Here is a 15,882-nt window from a genome sequence, read left to right as displayed (position 1 = left end):
CAATCCTTAGCCCAGCTGGCCGTCGCACTTCCCGACACCAAACATATTAAGGACACCGCACCCCATGTCTCCCAACGATTCCTTCATTAGCGCACCCCGCGAAATCACCACCCCTGCAGGCCCTCCCCGCGAGGGACAGCCCGCTTGGAATAAACAGCGCGGCTCCTCCATGCCCTTCGACCGCTACCAGCCCTTCGCAGTAGAGGTCGAGGACATCGACCTGCCGGACCGCACCTGGCCGGGCAAGAAGATCACCCACGCCCCGCAGTGGTGCGCCGTAGACCTGCGCGATGGCAACCAGGCGCTGATCGACCCCATGAGCCCCGAGCGCAAGCACCGCATGTTCGACCTGCTGGTGCAGATGGGCTACAAGGAAATCGAGGTGGGCTTCCCTTCCGCCTCCCAGACGGACTTCAACTTCGTCCGCGAAATCATCGAGGGTGATAAGATTCCAGAAGACGTCACCATCCAGGTCCTCGTCCAGGCCCGCGAGCACCTGATCCGCCGCACCTTCGAGGCCTGCGCCGGCGCAAAAACGTCATCGTGCACTTTTATAACTCCACCTCGAAGCTGCAGCGCCGCGTGGTCTTCCGCAAGGACAAACCGGCCATCAAGAAGCTGGCTACCGATGCCGCCGAGCTCATCAAATCCATTGCCGCCGACTACCCCGATACCAACTGGCGCTGGGAATACTCCCCCGAGTCCTTCACCGGCACCGAGCTGGATTTCGCCCGCGAGGTCTGCGATGACGTGGTCGCCATCATGGATCCCAGCCCCGAGAACCCGATGATCATCAACCTGCCGTCCACGGTGGAGATGATTTCGCCGAATGTCTACGCCGATTCCATCGAGTGGATGGACCGCAACCTGGCCCGGCGCGATTCCATCTTGATTTCGCTGCACCCCCACAATGACCGCGGCGAGGGCGTTGCCGCAGCCGAGCTGGGCTATATGGCCGGCGCCGACCGCATCGAGGGCTGCCTGTTTGGCAATGGCGAGCGCACCGGCAACGTGGACCTAGTGACCTTGGGTCTGAACATGCTCACCCAGGGCGTTGACCCCCAGATCGACTTCACCGATCTGCCCAAGATCCGCGAAACCGTGGAGTACTGCAACCAGCTGCGCGTTCCGGAGCGCCACCCCTACGGCGGCGAACTGGTCTTTACCGCGTTCTCCGGCTCGCACCAGGACGCCATCAATAAGGGCCTGGATGCGCTGGCCGCAACGGTGCGCCCGGAGGCCAATTCCACCGACGTCAGCTGGGAAGAGCTGCGCGATGCCATCTGGGAGGTGCCCTACCTGCCCATCGACCCGAAGGACGTGGGCCGCGATTACCAGGCCGTTATCCGCGTCAATTCCCAGTCCGGCAAGGGCGGCGTTGCCTACATCATGAAGACCGACCACGGCATCAACATGCCCCGCGCCATGCAGGCAGAATTCTCCACCGTCGTGCAGGAAATCACCGATACCGAAGGCGGCGAGGTCAATTCCAAGAATATGTGGGACATCTTCGCCACCGAATTCTTGGATCGCACCACCCCGTTGCACTTGGAATCGTTTGAGATCGACAATATTTCCGCCGATGCTACCGATGCCACCGTCACCGCCACCGTGACCTACAACGGCAAGGAATCCGAGGTCACCGGCACCGGTAACGGCCCCATCGCCGCCTACGCTAATGCGCTGGAGTCCTTGGACATCGACTTCGAAGTCATCGATTACTCCCAGCAATCGCGCTCGGCCGGCGATGATGCCGAGGCCGCCTGCTACATTGCCGCTGACGTCAACCAGAACAAGGTTTGGGGCGCGGGCATCGCTGGTTCCACGACCCGCGCCTCCATCAACGCGATCACCTCCGCAGTAAACCGCGCGTTGGCCTAACGCGGACGCAGCCGGGCATGGTAGAAGATCGACTATGCCTTCTTCTACCTACCTCATCCCCCACCGCGGCCTCGGCGCGGTGCAGGCCTTGCCCATTCACGGCGCATCGGTGAAGGGCACGGAGGAATTTACCGTCACCCTGGCTCCCAGCCAGGAGGGCGGTTTAAGCGTGGAAGCACAGGGCCAGATCGGCACCATCAGCGCCGCGGACCGCGCGGAATACCCTGAGATCGACCTGCTTTTCCGCGCCGGTCTCACCCCGGCCGCCACGGCCCAGCCGCATGCCGATGGCCACGTCACCCTCCTGCTTCCCCGCCCCGGGCTCTGCCTGCCGGCGAATAATCCGCCCGGCGGGCCCTATACGATGCTGGGCTACGCCCCGCCCATCGATATCACCGATCTCCCCGCGGATCTCGATATCCCCGCCCAAGCCCGGATGCACGTGCTGGTCAACCTGGTGCCTTCTACCGACGCCGTCGATGTCTTCTTCGGCCCCACATTCCTCACCACCCTATCCCCGGGTCCCTCGCTGCCCCCGCTTGCCGATGCCCCCATCCTCGCCCACGCCTACCACGCCCCGCGCGGCAACGACCGTGTGCTGAGCATCTACGCCGGCGACCCGCTACCCGCTTCCAACGAGGATTCCGTGGCAGTTGCCACCCCCACCACGCAGGCAGCGACCGAGACTTTCGAAACCAGCAGCTTTCGCGCAGTAACGGCTGCCCCGGAACCTACGCGCCACACTGGGTGGTGGGTCACGGCCATAGCCGTGGTCGCCGTCGTCGCCCTGCTGACCGTATTCATCGTCGCGGTTTAGTTTCCACTAAACCGGATTAGGCAACGAAAAAGCCCGGCGCGCCCTGTCCCGCCACAGGAATTCCGGGATACTAGACTAAGGCTGATGAATAACACACCTGGCCCCTCCCCACGGTCGCCGCAGGCTCCCTCGCCGGCGACTATGGCGTCCCAGCATGCGGCTAGGACCCACGCCCAGGCGTCCCCTCACTCCGCAGCCGACTCCGCCAATCCTGACGCCGACCCCGCGCAGCCGGGCCCGCGCCGGTCTCGGCCGCGCCGCGCCGTCCGCCCCTCCGGCGGGCCGGCGAAGCCGAAAACCCCGGCCGATACAGCCGCTTCGGCCGCTCCAAGCCCCACAGCATCCGAGGCCTCCGCATCCACCGCGGACAGCGCCGCGCAAAAGCAGCCGGAAAAAGCCGAGACCGTCACCAAGCACCCCTACGTGGCCCTCACCCTGCAGACCACGGGCATCCACCCCTCGACCGGCCGCATCGTCACCATCGATGCGGTGGCCTTTGATAATGCCGGCGATATTGGCCAGCGCTTCCACGCCGTGCTCAAGCCGGATATCGACGCCGGCCCGCACCACCTCCACGGGCTCACCGTCGCGGATATCGAGCAAGCACCTGCCTTCAGCAGGATCCTCAAATCGCTGGATAAGCTTATCGATGGCCGCACCCTCGTCGTCCACGATATCCCCTATACCTGGGGTTTTATCGTCGCCGAGGCCCGCCGCGCCATGATGACCGCCGCCCGCCAAAACCGCGCGCGCAACCGCGGTCGCAATAAGGGCAAGCGCCGCCGCCAAAAGGTGGGCCACATGCCCGCCCCCGTGCGCATCATCGATACCTTGGCCACCTCGTATGCGCAGGGGGTGCGGTCGAATGATGTGCGGCTGAGGGGCGTCGCTAAGCAGAATGGCTTGGATGCTGATCCTAAGGCGACGGTGGAACGCGCCCGGCGTCCAGAGCAGGAGACCTCGCGCGAGGAGACGGAGCTGCTCATCCAGCTCTACCAGCACCAACAACACGGCCCGGTGCGCAGCTATGCCCCAGACGATGTCCGCGCCGACCGCTTTGGCCTGCAGCGCTCGCACGTGCGCGTCGATGCCGCCGAAGCCCCCGTGCAGCACCACAACCCCGGCAAGTACGAGCCCGGCAAGGAGCTGCGCCGCGGCATGGAAATCGTCGTGGCCCCCGAAATTCTGGAGGACCCGGATACGATTATTTCCGCCCTCATGCGAGAGGAGCTGAACTATTCGGAAAAGCTCACCCGCGAGGCATCGCTTGTCGTGTGCAATGTCACCACGGATCTCGTGGGCAAGGCCATGCACGCCCAGCGCAAGGGCATCCCGCTGATGTCCGATGCCGCGTTTCTCGATGCCCTCACCCGCATCGAAGACCCCACCACTGCGCGGCGCCAGCCCCCGCAGAAGAGCGGTGGAAATAACCAGAGCAAGAGTCAGAAGCGGCGGCGCAGGCGCGGCGGGCGCGGCCGGGGGCGGCGAAATTCTGGCGGCTCGGCGCCCAAGAACAACGCCTAGGCCGCTTCCCCGACTACCCTAGGGGGCATGAGTTTTTCAGTCCCGGGTGCCTTGAAGAAGTTGCGCACCACCGCCGCGACATCCGCCGCGAAGCTGGCCACCACCGCTTCCCGCGCCACCGGCCGGGGCGCCGGCGGAATGATCGGCGGCCTTATCGCCAATGCCATTGATCCCTCCATCATGACCAACCTGGGCGGCGGGCGCCCGGCCGTGCTGGTCACCGGCACCAACGGCAAGTCCACCACCACCCGCATGCTCGCCGCCGCGGTCCGCGCCGAGCACCAGGTCGCCACCAATGACGGCGGCGATAACATGGACGCCGGCATCATCTCCGCGCTCATGGCGGGCAAGGACGCCTCGCACCTGGTCCTCGAGGTCGACGAGCTGCACGTGCCGCACGTCGCCGATAACCTCAACCCGCAGGCGCTTGTGCTGCTCAACCTCACCCGCGATCAGCTCGACCGCGTCGGCGAGATCAACAAGATCGAGCGCGCCCTCCGCGGCGCCGTGGAGGCCCACCCGGACATGCTGGTCATCGCCAATTGCGATGACGTGCTCATGACCTCGGTGGCCTACGACGCCAAGAACGTCATCTGGGTTTCTGCCGGCGCCGGCTGGCTCGGCGATTCCGTCACCTGCCCGCGCACCGGCGGCCACGTCGTGCGCACCGAGGATGACTGGTACGCAGTAAAGCCGCTTGCCGATGGCCGCGAGTTCCGCCGCCCGCAGCCGACGTGGGGCATCGATAAGCATGGCGTCATCACCCCCACCGCAAAGCGCCCGCTCAACCTGGCGCTGCCGGGCCGCGCCAATCGCGGCAACGCGGCGCAGGCCATCGCTGCGGCAGTCGAGGGCTTTGGCGTGGACTTGGATCGCGCTATTGCCGCGGCGGAAAGCATCGATGACGTCGCCGGCCGGTATTCCACCATCCACTGGAAGGGCCGCGAGATTCGCCTGCTGCTGGCCAAGAACCCCGCCGGCTGGCAAGAGGCCCTGTCCATGGTGGACCGCAGCGCCGATGGGCTGGTCATCGCCACGAACGGGCAGGTGGCCGATGGCATCGACATGTCCTGGCTCTGGGACGTGAAATTCGAGGGCTTTAACGGGCTCAGCGTCAAGGCCGCCGGCGAGCGCGGCACCGACCTTGCCGTCCGCCTCGTCTACGCGGATATCACCCACGAGCTCATCCCGGACCCCATGGATGCGCTCGCCGCCTGCCCCGAGGGCCGCATCGAGGTCCTTGCTAATTACACCGCCTTCCGCGATCTGAAAAAGGCCCTGTCCAAGGAGGCTAATAATGCTTAATATCGGCCTAGTGCTTCCCGATGTCCTCGGCACCTACGGCGATGACGGCAACGCCCTCGTGCTGCGCCAGCGCGCCCGCATGCGCGGCCTCGACGCCGAGATTCACCCCATCCGGCTGGGCGAACCCGTGCCCGAGACGCTGGATATTTATACCATTGGCGGCGGCGAAGACACCGCGCAGATCCTTGCCGCAGAACACCTCATTGCCGATGGCGGGCTAACCCGCGCCGCCAATTCCGGCCGCCCCATCTTGGCCATTTGCGCCGGCTTGCAGGTCCTGGGCGAGTCCTTCCGCGCTTCCGGCCGGGTTATCGATGGCGTCGGGCTTATCGATGCCACCACCGCCGGCATGCAAGACCGCGCCATCGGCGAGGTATCCTCCACCCCTACCGGCGCCGACGTGACCGCAGATCTCACCGAGCCGCTCACCGGCTTCGAAAACCACTTGGGCGCGACCATCCTCGGCCCGTCCGCCCAACCGCTGGGAACCCTCACCCGCGGCAATGGCAATGCCGACCAGGCCGCCACCGCAGACCTCGCCGACGGCTCCACCCAACGCACCTACGAAGGCGCCGTGCAGGGCAGCGTCATCGCCACCTATATGCACGGCCCCGCCCTGGCCCGCAACCCGCAGCTCGCGGATCTGCTCCTCGCCCAAGCCATGGGCATCCCGCTCGCCGATCTCGATCCGCTGGATATCCCCGCCGTCGACCGCCTGCGCACCGAGCGCTTCAACGCCGCCGAGCCACCGCGCTCCCAGCGCTAAACCTGTGGATAACTTCGCCAATTCTCGGCCCTCACGACCCAAACGGGCCGATTTGAGCCAAGTTATCCACAGGCTGGGCTCGGCCGCCTTGTAGCTCCCAGGCCCCAACCCTAGGCTGCGGGGCATGACATTATTGGAGCAGCTGGGGGACATCGCCAAGCGCGGCGTAGACCTGATTGAAGAGGCCTACGCCGCCGCTGACCTGCCCCTGCCTGCGGACCACGCGCGCGATCTGCGCCGCACCGCCGAGGCTTTCCTCGCACCTACCAGCCACTCGCGCTATCAACGCCGCGCCCTAGCCGCCGCGCGCCGCAACCAGCACAGCCTAGCCACGCTCGCGCTCATCGCCCGCCGTTCCCGGCGCGTGAAGAATGCCACCGAGCGCTGGCGCTTCCGCGAAACCCTGTGCGCTACCGCTGGGACCACCGCCGAAGTGTCCCGCGCCGCCACGCGCCTGCTGCGCGAAATCGCCCCGCCGCCCGAACGCGAAGACGGCGGGCGCCGCATCCTGCACGGCGAGAAAACCACGCTGAGCTTTACCGGCCCCGCCACCGAAATGGCCGATATTTGGGCCGCTGCGAAGGATAATCCCCTCGCTTGGCTCACCGGTTCCCGCGCCGTCGCGCCGGCCAGCGTGACCACCAATGTCATCATCGAGCTGCCGGATTACCTGAAAATTCTGCGCGGCGAGGGCTCAGAAGTCCGCCTCGCCATGACCAACGGCGCCACCATCACCGGCGCTGATCTCCTCCGTCGCACGCTCGCCGGCGCCGGGCTTTTTACCCTCATCCACCCCGAGGAAGGCCCCGTCAACCTCTACCGTGCCCGCCACGCCTCCGCCAAGCAGCGCCGCATGCTCGAGGCCGAAGGCGCGCGCTGCGCCTGGCCCGCTTGCAGACGCCCCGCCACTGAATGCCAAGCCCACCACATCTTCGAATACGCCCGTGGTGGCCACACCCACCCGGCGAATATGTGCCTTTTGTGCCCGTACCACAATTCCATCAACGGCCTTCCGGGGCGCGGGCAGATGGCGCGCATCAACGGGCGCATCGCCTGGCTGCCGCCGCATCCGCGCCACACGGACCGCCCCGCCCCGCCGGGCTCCGCTGCACCGTCACGTTCGGCGCCACCGCCAGACTCGGCGTCGCCACCGGAGCCGAATGCGCCTCCCCCAGTCTTTACTGGCCGCGCGCCACGCGGGCCGACCGCCGCCGTGCCCTAAACCCCAAGAAACCGAGCGGTGCCGCGGTCGGTGCTGCGGGCCCCTAAATGGTCAAGCGCCCCGAAAGCGCACGGGACAAGGTGAGCTCGTCCACGAACTCCAAATCGCCTCCGAGCGGCATGCCGGAGGCCAATCTGGTGATCTTTAAATCGGGAAAGTCCCGCAATAACCGCACCAGGTACGCCGCGGTGGCTTCACCCTCCGTATTCGGGTCGGTGGCGAGGATGACTTCGCGGATGGTGGGGGTGTCGTCGTAAAGCGGGGCCTCTGGCGTGGAATCCGCCAACTCCCTATCCGGCAGCACCCCGCCCAGGCGCTGGAGGAGCGTGGAAATATTCAAATCCTTCGGCCCAACATTGGCCAGCGGGTCCAGCGCACCGCCGAGGACGTGGTAGCGGCCCTCGTATTCACCCGTGCGCTCGATTACCTGGATGTCCTTCGGCTCCTCTACGACGCAAATGGTGGAGGCGTCGCGCTGCGAATTGATGCAAATCCGGCAGACGTCCTCGCGCGAAATATTGCAACAAATGCGGCAGAAAGTTACGCCGTCGCGCACCCCGCCTAAGGCATTTTGCAGGCGCTCGATATCCTCCGGTTCCATGTGCAACACATGAAACGCGATACGCTGCGCCGACTTCGGGCCGATGCCCGGCAGGCGCGAAAACTCATCAATGAGGTCCTGCAGAGGTCCTTCAAACACCACAACTCCCAAAATTACGTCAAGGCCGCGGCCCCATCACCGGGGCAACGGCCTTTTAAGAATATCGCGCGGTTAGAAGCCGCCGAACATGTCATCCATCGACGGTCCACCCTGGCCGCCCATGCCCTGCGACAGGGGACCAATCTTTTCCTGTGCCAACTTGCCCGCTGCGGCGTGGGCATCCTTAAACGCGCCCATCACTAGGTCCTGCAGCGTATCGATGTCCTCCGGGTCAACCACGGACTTATCAATCTGCAGGTCTACTAGCTCGGCGCCACCGGTCATGGTCACCTTAACCAGGCCATTGCCCGCGCTGCCCTCAACGTTGGTGGCCAGGATTTCTTCCTGCGCCTTCTGCAGCTCGGCCTGCACCTGCGCCGCCTGCGCGATGAGGTCGTTCATGTCGTTGGGTTGTGGGGTGGAATCTTGTTCAGCCATAGCTTTCGTCCTTTCTAAATAAATCCACTGTAGCTTTGCTACCGCCCGAGTCTACCGTGCCACAGTCCTAGACACGGCGTGCGCCTAGTTCCTTTTCCACGAGTTCTATCGCTATCTCAGTGGCGCTGCGGTGGTCCATTTCGCCTGCGGACTGCGCGGCTTCGACCATGTCGCGTTCTTCGTCATCGCGCGTATAGGCCGGCGGTTCTTCCGGCGGCGGCTCGTCCGCGGGGCTTTCTGGCTCGGGCGGCAGCGGCACCCCGTTGCTAAATTGCGGCGTGCGCGCGAATTCGTCATCGCGCTGCTTTGCCACCTCGGTTGCCTTGGCGATGCGCGAGCGCCACCCGGGCTTACTCTCTGCCTCCTTGTCGTCGCTCGGCTCGCGTTCGGGCGCGTTGGGGTTCCATTCGGGTTTGTTTTGCGGCGCCCGCGGCGCATCGAACCCGGCGGTCTTCGGGTCCGTGCCTACCACGCAGTTGACCTGAATATCGCGCTGGAATTCCTCCCGCAGCACGTCCACAATGACGGAATTATTCGCCGGCGCATTGATGCGTTCTGCCAGCGCACCGGTGGTATGCCCCAGCGTCAGCGTATTATCGCGGAACCCGAGCACGCGGGCTTCGGCAAGCATGATTTCGGCAACCTTATTTCGCTTGCCGACGCTCCCCCTCAGCTCCACCCATTTCCGCTTCACTGCCTCCACGAAATCACCGTCATCGCCGCTTGCCGATGCCCCCTTCGACTGGTCCTGCCTCTCCGGCTGCGCTGGCGCCGCCGGCACCGGCTTCTCCAGCGGTTCCGCCTGGTCGTTTCCGCGGGCTGGCGCATTCTGCGGAACCTGGCGCTCCTGGCCCCATGGATCCGCGCTACCGTCAGTTTCTACGTTGCCGCCTGCCGCGGTAGCCGAAGCGTCCTCCGCAGGCACATCGCTAGACTGCGAATCCGTGGACTGCTGCTCAGGCTGCCCAGACCAATCAGCTCTTTCTGGCTTCTCTACCTGGTCAGGCCGCCCAGCCTGTTGCTGCTGCCCCGGCTGCGCATATTCCGCGCTCGGTTGCGCAGGCTGCGACGCGGATCGTTCCTCGTTCTCAGCTCCTGCCGGCTGCGCTGCGTCCTCATGCCCGGCCCGCGATTGCTGCGCCGTTGCCTCCCGCCGCTCGTGTGTTTGCTCAGGTTGAGACGGCGATGACAATGCTGACGGTGATGTCGATTCCGGGGCCGGCTCCGGTGCCCCGGTGCCCGCGGCCGCTTGATTCCGTTGTTGTCTAGGTGCCTCTGAAGCAGTGGAGCCAGTAGCGGCCTGGTTTTGCTGAGCCTGGGACTTTGCACGGCGCCGCGCGATGATGGCTGCCGCTGCCGACTGCGGATCCTGGGCGCCCGAAAAGGCTGGCCCGTTTCCCGCAGAGGGTGCTGACTGGCCCGGCTGTCCTGCCTGCGGTGACTGTGCAGACTGTGCCCCTTGGCCAGCATGGTTGGGCTGTTCCGTCTGCGCGGATTGCGGGGAACCGCTGGGTTGGGCAGGCTGGGCTGCGGATGCCGCACTCGGTGCCGCGCCGGACGAGGTACCAATGAGCAGGTGCGCGCACATGATTTCGAGCAGTAGGCGCGGCGAGGTGGCCCCGGTCAGATCGCTGATGCGGTCGTTGACGGTGGAGGCAAGATAGGTCAGCTGCGGGCCGGAAAAACGCTGTGCTTGGGAGGTGAGCACCTCGGCGCGGTCGGTGGGCGCGGAAACTAGGCCGGCATCGATGGCCCCCGGCACGGCCTGCAGGATCATCAGGTCCCGCAAACGGTCGAGCAGATCCACTGCGAACCGGCGCGGATCGTGGCCGGCCTCGATGACGTTGTCTATCTGCGCAAAAAGACCGGCCTTGTCGTTTTCGGCGAGGGTGGCGATGGTGTCATCGAGAAGCGTGACGTCCGTAACGCCGAGCAGCGGGCGCGCGAGGTCATAGGTCAGACCATCGGGACCCGCGCCGGCCAAAAGCTGGTCCAGCAGCGACAGGGTATCGCGCGGGGAACCGCCGCCGGCCTCGATGACCATGGGATAGACGGCGTCTTCGACCTGCACGCCCTCGGCGGCCACGGTCTTTTGCAGCAGCCCCTTCATCGCGGGTGGGGTAAGCAAGCGGAAGGGATAGTGGTGCGTACGGGAGCGAATGGTGCCGATGATTTTTTCCGGCTCCGTCGTCGCAAAGATGAAAATCACGTGCTCCGGCGGCTCCTCAACCACCTTGAGCAACGCATTGGCGCCGGACGGGGAAATCATGTGCGCCTCGTCGATGATGAAAATGCGATAGCGCGATTCCGCCGGCGCATAGTAGGCGCGGTCGCGCAGCTCGCGCATGTCCTCCACACCATTGTGCGAGGCGGCGTCAAGCTCCGTCACATCCAGGTTGCCCGGGCCGCCGGGCGCGAGCGACACGCACGAATCGCACTTGCCGCACGGCGTCGAGGTGGGCCCGTGCTCGCAGTTGAGCGACCGGGCCATAATCCGCGCCGAAGACGTCTTACCGCAGCCGCGCGGGCCGGAAAAGAGGTAGGCGTGGTTGATGCGCCCCGCGTCGAGGGCGGCAGATAGCGGCGTGGTGACCTGCTCTTGCCCCACGACCTCGGCAAACGTTGCTGGACGGTATTTCCGGTATAAAGCCACGGTTAGCCAGTTTACCGGCTAACCCTCGCGCGACCAGTCCAGCAGGTCAATGCCCTGCTCGGCCACGGCCTCCTGCAGCTTGCCGACGCCCTCTTCCACCCCAAACGCATATTCCGCATCCGTCAGCATGACCAACTGCAGCACGAGCGTCAGGCGGTCACCCTCGCGGTATTGCGGGGTCTGCCCGCCCCAGAGGTACGGGGCGATAAGCAGCCCGTGGTGCACGGTCTGCCCGCCGGGCAGATCAAGAAGCGACGGCAGCAAGACGCCGGACTGCGCGGGCAAGAGGCCGCCCGCCTTCTCCAGCTTCGCGGCCGCGGCTCCCACGGCGGCGGCGACTTCGGGCTGGCCCACGCGCGCCACCGTGACCAATTCGCAGCGCACATCCAAGCCTTCGGCATCGCTGCGCAGGCCGGTATCGACGGCGTTGAAGGTGGTGGTGAGGGCGAGGGATTGGGCATCGGCAAGCGTGGCTAAACCCAGCCTGCGCCCGTCGACGTACCGGAACTCCAGCGGGGCCGGGATGACCTCGCTGAGCCACACGGCGGATTCATCGGCGTTGATTTTAGCCCTCCGCCTTTTCGATGGCCGCCAGGAGCACGCAGGTGGCAACGCCGTCGATGGCTTCCTCGATTTCCTCCTGCGGCGGTAGCGACACCGCAAGGCGGATATTGCGGTCATTCTCATCGCGGCCGTGCGGGTAGGCCGCGCCCGCCTTGGTGAGCACGATGCCGGCGTCCTTGGCCAGCTCCCACACGCGGGTGGCGGTGCCGTCGACGACGTCCATGGAGATGAAGTAACCGCCCTTTGGGTCGGTCCATTCCGCGACGCCGTACTCGCTCAGGCGCTCGTCCAAGATGCGGCGCGCGGCGGCAAACTTCGGCGCTAGCAGCTCGGCGTGGCGGCGCATCAGCTCGCGCACGCCGTCCGCGGAGCCGAGGAACTCAGCGTGGGCGAACTGGTTGATCTTGTTGGGCCCGATGCCGCGGATGCCCGCGTGCTCCAGGTACCAGTCGAGGTTCTCCGCCGAGGAGCCGAAAAAGCTCACGCCGGAGCCCGCGAAGGTGACCTTGGAGCTCGAGGACATGGCCCAGAAGCGGTTGGGGTGCCCGCACTGCTTGGCGATGTCCAGCGCCGGCAAGACTTCCGGAAACTCGTCTGTCAGCGTGTGTACTGCATAAGCGTTATCCCACACGATGCGGAAATCGGGCGCCGCGGTGTCCATTTCCGCCAGGCGGCGGGTCTTTTCCTCCGAGATGAGTACGCCGGTGGGGTTGGAAAACATGGGGATGATCCACATGCCCTTGACCTGCGGGTCCTGGGCGAGCTTAGCGATGGCCTCGACATCCGGGCCGTCGTCTTCCATCGGCACCGTCACCATCTCGAAGCCGAAGAGCTCCGTGATGGCGAAGTGACGGTCATAGCCGGGCACGGGGCAGATCCACTTGACGGTTTCTTCCTCGCTCCACGGGCGCGGCGAATCATTGGTGCCAAAGGTATAGGACCAAGAAATCAGGTCGAACATGATGTTGAGCGAGGAGCTATCGCCGGCCAGCAAGAGCTCTGGGTCAATATTGGTAAGCTCGCCCCACAGCTCGCGCAGCTTCTTAACGCCCTTCAGGTTGCCGTAGTTGCGCAGGTCAGCACCTTCAGCATCGGTGTAGTTTCCCTCACCCGGCAGCGATAACAGCGCATTGGAGAGATCGAGCTGCGCCTTCGAAGGCTTGCCACGGGTCAAATCCAGCTTGAGGCCCTTTGCCTTCAGTCCCGCATATTCTTCGCGGACTTTCGCGGCAAGTTCTGCCAAGGCGGACGATTCCAGAGTGAGAAGCGACATTAGTATGTCTTACCTTCCATAGTGTGGTGCGACGTTTAGCCACCAATACTAACGCACCCTGCACAAAAAAGGGACCCCGCGCACCCGTCAGAGCCTCCTGACCCTTGCTGCATTCCTGCCCTGGGGGAGTTCAGAGGATGGACGCCACGCGGAATCCTGCCCTTACTTTAACGCCCACGGCCCGCATAAGCCAAATACACCGCCGCCCGACATCGCTTGGGGCGAGGCGGAAGGCTGTGGGGGCATCGGCAAGCGGCAGCAGTTCGGTGAGCGCCGGGTCCTGCCCTACCGAAACCCAATAATTGCCCAAAAATCGACACTGACCAGGCGATTGGCATTCTAATTGCCACGGCTGCTAATGTTTCTTCTCGGAGGATTCGACTAGCGGCCTATGTCACACGCCTGGAACGCGTGCGGGGTTCACGCCCCTCGTGGGTTCAAATCCCACATCCTCCGCCACTGGAAATCCCGGCTCGAAAGGGTCGGGATTTCCGCATATCTACAGCCTGCTTGTTTAATCCGTGAAAACCCGTCAAAATAGAGATAGTTCCTTTCCCCATAAACTATCTCACTAGGACGCTCTCCCCCATGGACTATGTCTTGGCTCTCGGCGAAAACCCCGATTTTCCTTTGTGGCTTCGCGCGACGCACCTCATCAACTTTGTACTCATCGGCATGCTCTTGCGCTCCGGGCTGGAAATGCTTTCTTCCATGCCGCGCCTGTGGTGGCGCAATGACTGCGCCCCTGGCACCGAATGGCTGCGATTTACCAAGCGCAAGCTGCCCAAGGAAGAGGGCGTATATACCTCTTTGATGGACGAGCTTTCGTGGTCGCCGCTGGTGACCCTGCCGGGCCGCGAAAACGTGGGCCTCGGCCGCCACTGGCACGGCCTATCGGTCATGCTGTGGGTCCTCAATGGCTTGGTATATGTCGTGCTGCTCTTTGCCACTGGCCTGTGGCAGCGCCTCATCCCCACGTCCTGGGACATCATCCCGGAGGCTTGGGATACCTTCAAGGTCTATATCAGCCTCAGCGCGCCCGGCATCGAGCACTTCACGCCCTACGATGCCCTCCAGCAGCTTGCCTACGCCTTCGTCATCTTCATCGTCGCGCCCTTCATGATGGTGACCGGTCTGGGCATGTCGCCGGCCATCCGCGTGCGTTTCCCGTGGTTCGTGAAGATGTTGGGCGGGCACCAGGGCGCTCGCTCACTGCACTTTATCGGCATGGTCTTGATGTCCGCGTTCATCCTGGTCCACGTGGTGCTGGTCTTCTTCGTGCACCGCGAGCACAACATGGTCCACATCGTCTTCGGCGACGTCTCCACCGAGCGCTATGTGCAGGCCTTTACCACCGTCGTCATCACCATCGTGGCGGTCATCATCTTCTGGATTGCCCTGTCCTACTGGACCTTGGCAGACCGCGCCCGGGCGCATAATTTCTTAGTCTCGTTCACCGAAATCGGCCGCAAGCTTTCGCTGAATCACTTCCACCCGCGCAAGCCCAAGGAGACCAAGGACTCGCCGATGCCCATTTCCTCCTTCCACTGGACCAACGGCCTGCCGCCGACGGAGAAGGAGTCCCCTGAGTGGACCGAGTACAAGCGCAATGGCTGGCAGGATTACGCCATTACCGTGGCTGATGATATCAACGGCACCGAAAAGACCGTCACCCTTGAGCAGTTGCGGGAGCTGCCGCAGACGTCTTATATCGCCACGCATACCTGCATGCAGGGGTGGTCGGCGACCTCCAAGTGGGGAGGGCCCAAGCTTGCCGATGTCCTCGAGCTACTCTGCCCCCGCCCCGAAGGCGCCAACTACGTGCTCATCGAGTCCTATGGCTTGGCGCAAAAGATGTACGATAACCGCCCGCGCGAGCCTTTCTACGCGGCCTTCGATATCGAGACCGCCATGGAAGATCAGTCCATTTTGGCAATCTCGCGCAATGACCAGGACATCGATCTGCACTTGGGCGCCCCAGTGCGCGCCCGCGTGGAGTCGAACCACGGGTATAAGGCCGTGAAGTGGGTATCGCGCATTGCCTGGATTGGTGATTACGCCGACTACGGCGATGGCCGCGGCGGCACCCGCGAGGATTCCGCGCTCCAGGCCTTCAACGGCCGCATCTAACACCGAAGGATTAGAATCTGTTTCTATGACTGATAAATCTTCCGTCACCGAAACCCGCATCGCCATCGAAGGCGTCCGCAACGACAATGACGTGCGCAAGTGCCTGCAAAAGCTCTACGGCATCTTTGCCGATACGGGAATGGGCCAAGCCACCTTCGAGATGACCGGGGAGGCCACCGCGGATGTCGTCATCAAGCACTCCGAGTCCGTCACGGTGGACCCAGAGGTCATCGATGCGGCGGTGCGCAAGGCGGGGCCGTACCGCCTCGCCTAGTCGATGCGCGGTGGCTCGTAGCCGTCCTCTTTAAGCCACGCGATATGCGGCGGGGTATTCATGCCCCACTCGCTGCGCGCCCAGGCAAAGGTCTGGCGCACCTCGGCCTCGGAATAACCGCCATCGCGCAGGTACTGCCGGAAGCCATTCGGCCCGGAATCCTTGATCCAGAGCCAGACGTAGTCGTCGAGGGAGTCATCGGCAAGCAAGCTTTCTAAGCCCGCCGGAACGAACTCGCGCTCGGCGCGCACGCGGTCCGCCAAGTCCTCATCGAGGAAATCGTAGAGGTAGTCCATCGCGTCCTCGAGCTCGGCATAGTGTTGTGGATCCATGGG

At 64.4% G+C, this 15,882-nt stretch carries 13 protein-coding genes, 1 tRNA gene, 1 other RNA gene and 1 pseudogene; 9 read left to right on the top strand and 7 right to left on the bottom strand.

Annotation, left to right across the window (positions count from 1 at the left end; genetic code table 11):
• The first annotated feature begins 64 nt into the window (after positions 1-64).
• The 6 genes and pseudogenes from leuA to ABRP87_RS08090 all read left to right on the top strand — a co-directional run bounded on the left by leuA (position 65) and on the right by ABRP87_RS08090 (position 7,515).
• A pseudogene (gene leuA / locus ABRP87_RS08115) lies at positions 65-1,881 on the top strand (2-isopropylmalate synthase).
• Positions 1,882-1,915: 34 nt separating this feature from the next.
• The gene (locus ABRP87_RS08110; RefSeq protein WP_023025012.1) at positions 1,916-2,698 is read left to right on the top strand and encodes a hypothetical protein; all 783 of its coding nucleotides are present in this window, start codon (positions 1,916-1,918) and stop codon (positions 2,696-2,698) included.
• A 423-nt stretch (positions 2,699-3,121) separates the two neighbouring features.
• Positions 3,122-4,222: an exonuclease domain-containing protein gene (locus ABRP87_RS08105; RefSeq protein WP_502879293.1), complete on the top strand. Its 1,101-nt coding sequence runs from the start codon at positions 3,122-3,124 to the stop codon at positions 4,220-4,222.
• 27 nt (positions 4,223-4,249) lie between these two features.
• Entirely contained in the window at positions 4,250-5,527 is a 1,278-nt protein-coding gene (locus ABRP87_RS08100; RefSeq protein WP_005280819.1) for a Mur ligase family protein, read from the top strand.
• Positions 5,520-6,293, top strand: a complete 774-nt coding sequence (locus ABRP87_RS08095) for a type 1 glutamine amidotransferase (protein WP_349868291.1) — start codon at positions 5,520-5,522, stop codon at positions 6,291-6,293. Before ABRP87_RS08100 ends, ABRP87_RS08095 begins: the two co-directional genes overlap by 8 nt.
• 124 nt (positions 6,294-6,417) lie before the next feature.
• Positions 6,418-7,515, top strand: coding sequence for an HNH endonuclease signature motif containing protein (locus tag ABRP87_RS08090; RefSeq protein ID WP_349868290.1), 1,098 nt, complete (start codon positions 6,418-6,420; stop codon positions 7,513-7,515).
• Positions 7,516-7,558: 43 nt separating this feature from the next.
• Here the strand turns inward: ABRP87_RS08090 and ABRP87_RS08085 are convergent, their stop codons facing one another.
• The 6 genes from ABRP87_RS08085 to ffs all read right to left on the bottom strand — a co-directional run bounded on the left by ABRP87_RS08085 (position 7,559) and on the right by ffs (position 13,304).
• Complete coding sequence (locus tag ABRP87_RS08085) at positions 7,559-8,215, bottom strand: recombination mediator RecR (RefSeq protein ID WP_023029977.1); 657 nt, start codon at positions 8,213-8,215, stop codon at positions 7,559-7,561.
• Positions 8,216-8,287: 72 nt separating this feature from the next.
• On the bottom strand, positions 8,288-8,653 hold the full coding sequence (locus ABRP87_RS08080) for a YbaB/EbfC family nucleoid-associated protein (RefSeq protein WP_023024999.1): 366 nt from the start codon (positions 8,651-8,653) through the stop codon (positions 8,288-8,290).
• Between the two features lie 67 nt (positions 8,654-8,720).
• Positions 8,721-11,306: a DNA polymerase III subunit gamma and tau gene (locus ABRP87_RS08075; protein WP_349868289.1), complete on the bottom strand. Its 2,586-nt coding sequence runs from the start codon at positions 11,304-11,306 to the stop codon at positions 8,721-8,723.
• Positions 11,307-11,324: 18 nt separating this feature from the next.
• Complete coding sequence (locus tag ABRP87_RS08070) at positions 11,325-11,849, bottom strand: hypothetical protein (protein ID WP_349868288.1); 525 nt, start codon at positions 11,847-11,849, stop codon at positions 11,325-11,327.
• Between the two features lie 22 nt (positions 11,850-11,871).
• On the bottom strand, positions 11,872-13,143 hold the full coding sequence (locus ABRP87_RS08065) for an aspartate aminotransferase type Ic (RefSeq protein WP_349868287.1): 1,272 nt from the start codon (positions 13,141-13,143) through the stop codon (positions 11,872-11,874).
• 64 nt (positions 13,144-13,207) lie between these two features.
• Positions 13,208-13,304: signal recognition particle sRNA small type (gene ffs / locus ABRP87_RS08060), an RNA gene on the bottom strand.
• Positions 13,305-13,513: 209 nt separating this feature from the next.
• Here ffs and ABRP87_RS08055 point away from each other — a divergent pair.
• From ABRP87_RS08055 to ABRP87_RS08045, 3 genes are all read left to right on the top strand, one after another.
• Positions 13,514-13,602: transfer RNA gene (locus ABRP87_RS08055), tRNA-Ser, on the top strand.
• 129 nt (positions 13,603-13,731) lie between these two features.
• A complete protein-coding gene (locus ABRP87_RS08050; RefSeq protein ID WP_349862140.1) occupies positions 13,732-15,273 on the top strand; it encodes a molybdopterin-dependent oxidoreductase in 1,542 nt (513 codons plus the stop codon).
• A 25-nt stretch (positions 15,274-15,298) separates the two neighbouring features.
• Complete coding sequence (locus ABRP87_RS08045; RefSeq protein WP_005276443.1) at positions 15,299-15,547, top strand: hypothetical protein; 249 nt, start codon at positions 15,299-15,301, stop codon at positions 15,545-15,547.
• On the opposite strand, the gene ABRP87_RS08040 is transcribed toward ABRP87_RS08045, so the two are convergent.
• Positions 15,544-15,879 carry a hypothetical protein gene (locus ABRP87_RS08040; RefSeq protein WP_005276440.1) on the bottom strand — a complete coding sequence of 112 codons (336 nt, stop codon included), beginning with the start codon at positions 15,877-15,879 and terminating at the stop codon, positions 15,544-15,546. The two genes, ABRP87_RS08045 and ABRP87_RS08040, sit on opposite strands and share 4 nt — an antisense overlap.
• Positions 15,880-15,882 lie beyond the last annotated feature (3 nt).

It is taken from the genome of Corynebacterium sp. KPL2830 (genome assembly GCF_040225635.1).
Classification (GTDB): domain Bacteria; phylum Actinomycetota; class Actinomycetes; order Mycobacteriales; family Mycobacteriaceae; genus Corynebacterium.
This window is presented reverse-complemented; position numbering and strand designations above follow the sequence as displayed.

Bases quoted from the DNA above. Each gene is read 5' to 3' on its own strand.
- ABRP87_RS08110 (WP_023025012.1), top strand. From the start codon at position 1,916: ATGCCTTCTTCTACCTACCTCATCCCCCACCGCGGCCTCGGCGCGGTG.
- ABRP87_RS08100 (WP_005280819.1), top strand. From the start codon at position 4,250: ATGAGTTTTTCAGTCCCGGGTGCCTTGAAGAAGTTGCGCACCACCGCC.
- ABRP87_RS08095 (WP_349868291.1), top strand. From the start codon at position 5,520: ATGCTTAATATCGGCCTAGTGCTTCCCGATGTCCTCGGCACCTACGGC.
- ABRP87_RS08090 (WP_349868290.1), top strand. From the start codon at position 6,418: ATGACATTATTGGAGCAGCTGGGGGACATCGCCAAGCGCGGCGTAGAC.
- ABRP87_RS08080 (WP_023024999.1), bottom strand. From the start codon at position 8,653: ATGGCTGAACAAGATTCCACCCCACAACCCAACGACATGAACGACCTC.
- ABRP87_RS08065 (WP_349868287.1), bottom strand. From the start codon at position 13,143: ATGTCGCTTCTCACTCTGGAATCGTCCGCCTTGGCAGAACTTGCCGCG.
- ABRP87_RS08050 (WP_349862140.1), top strand. From the start codon at position 13,732: ATGGACTATGTCTTGGCTCTCGGCGAAAACCCCGATTTTCCTTTGTGG.
- ABRP87_RS08045 (WP_005276443.1), top strand. From the start codon at position 15,299: ATGACTGATAAATCTTCCGTCACCGAAACCCGCATCGCCATCGAAGGC.
- ABRP87_RS08040 (WP_005276440.1), bottom strand. From the start codon at position 15,879: ATGGATCCACAACACTATGCCGAGCTCGAGGACGCGATGGACTACCTC.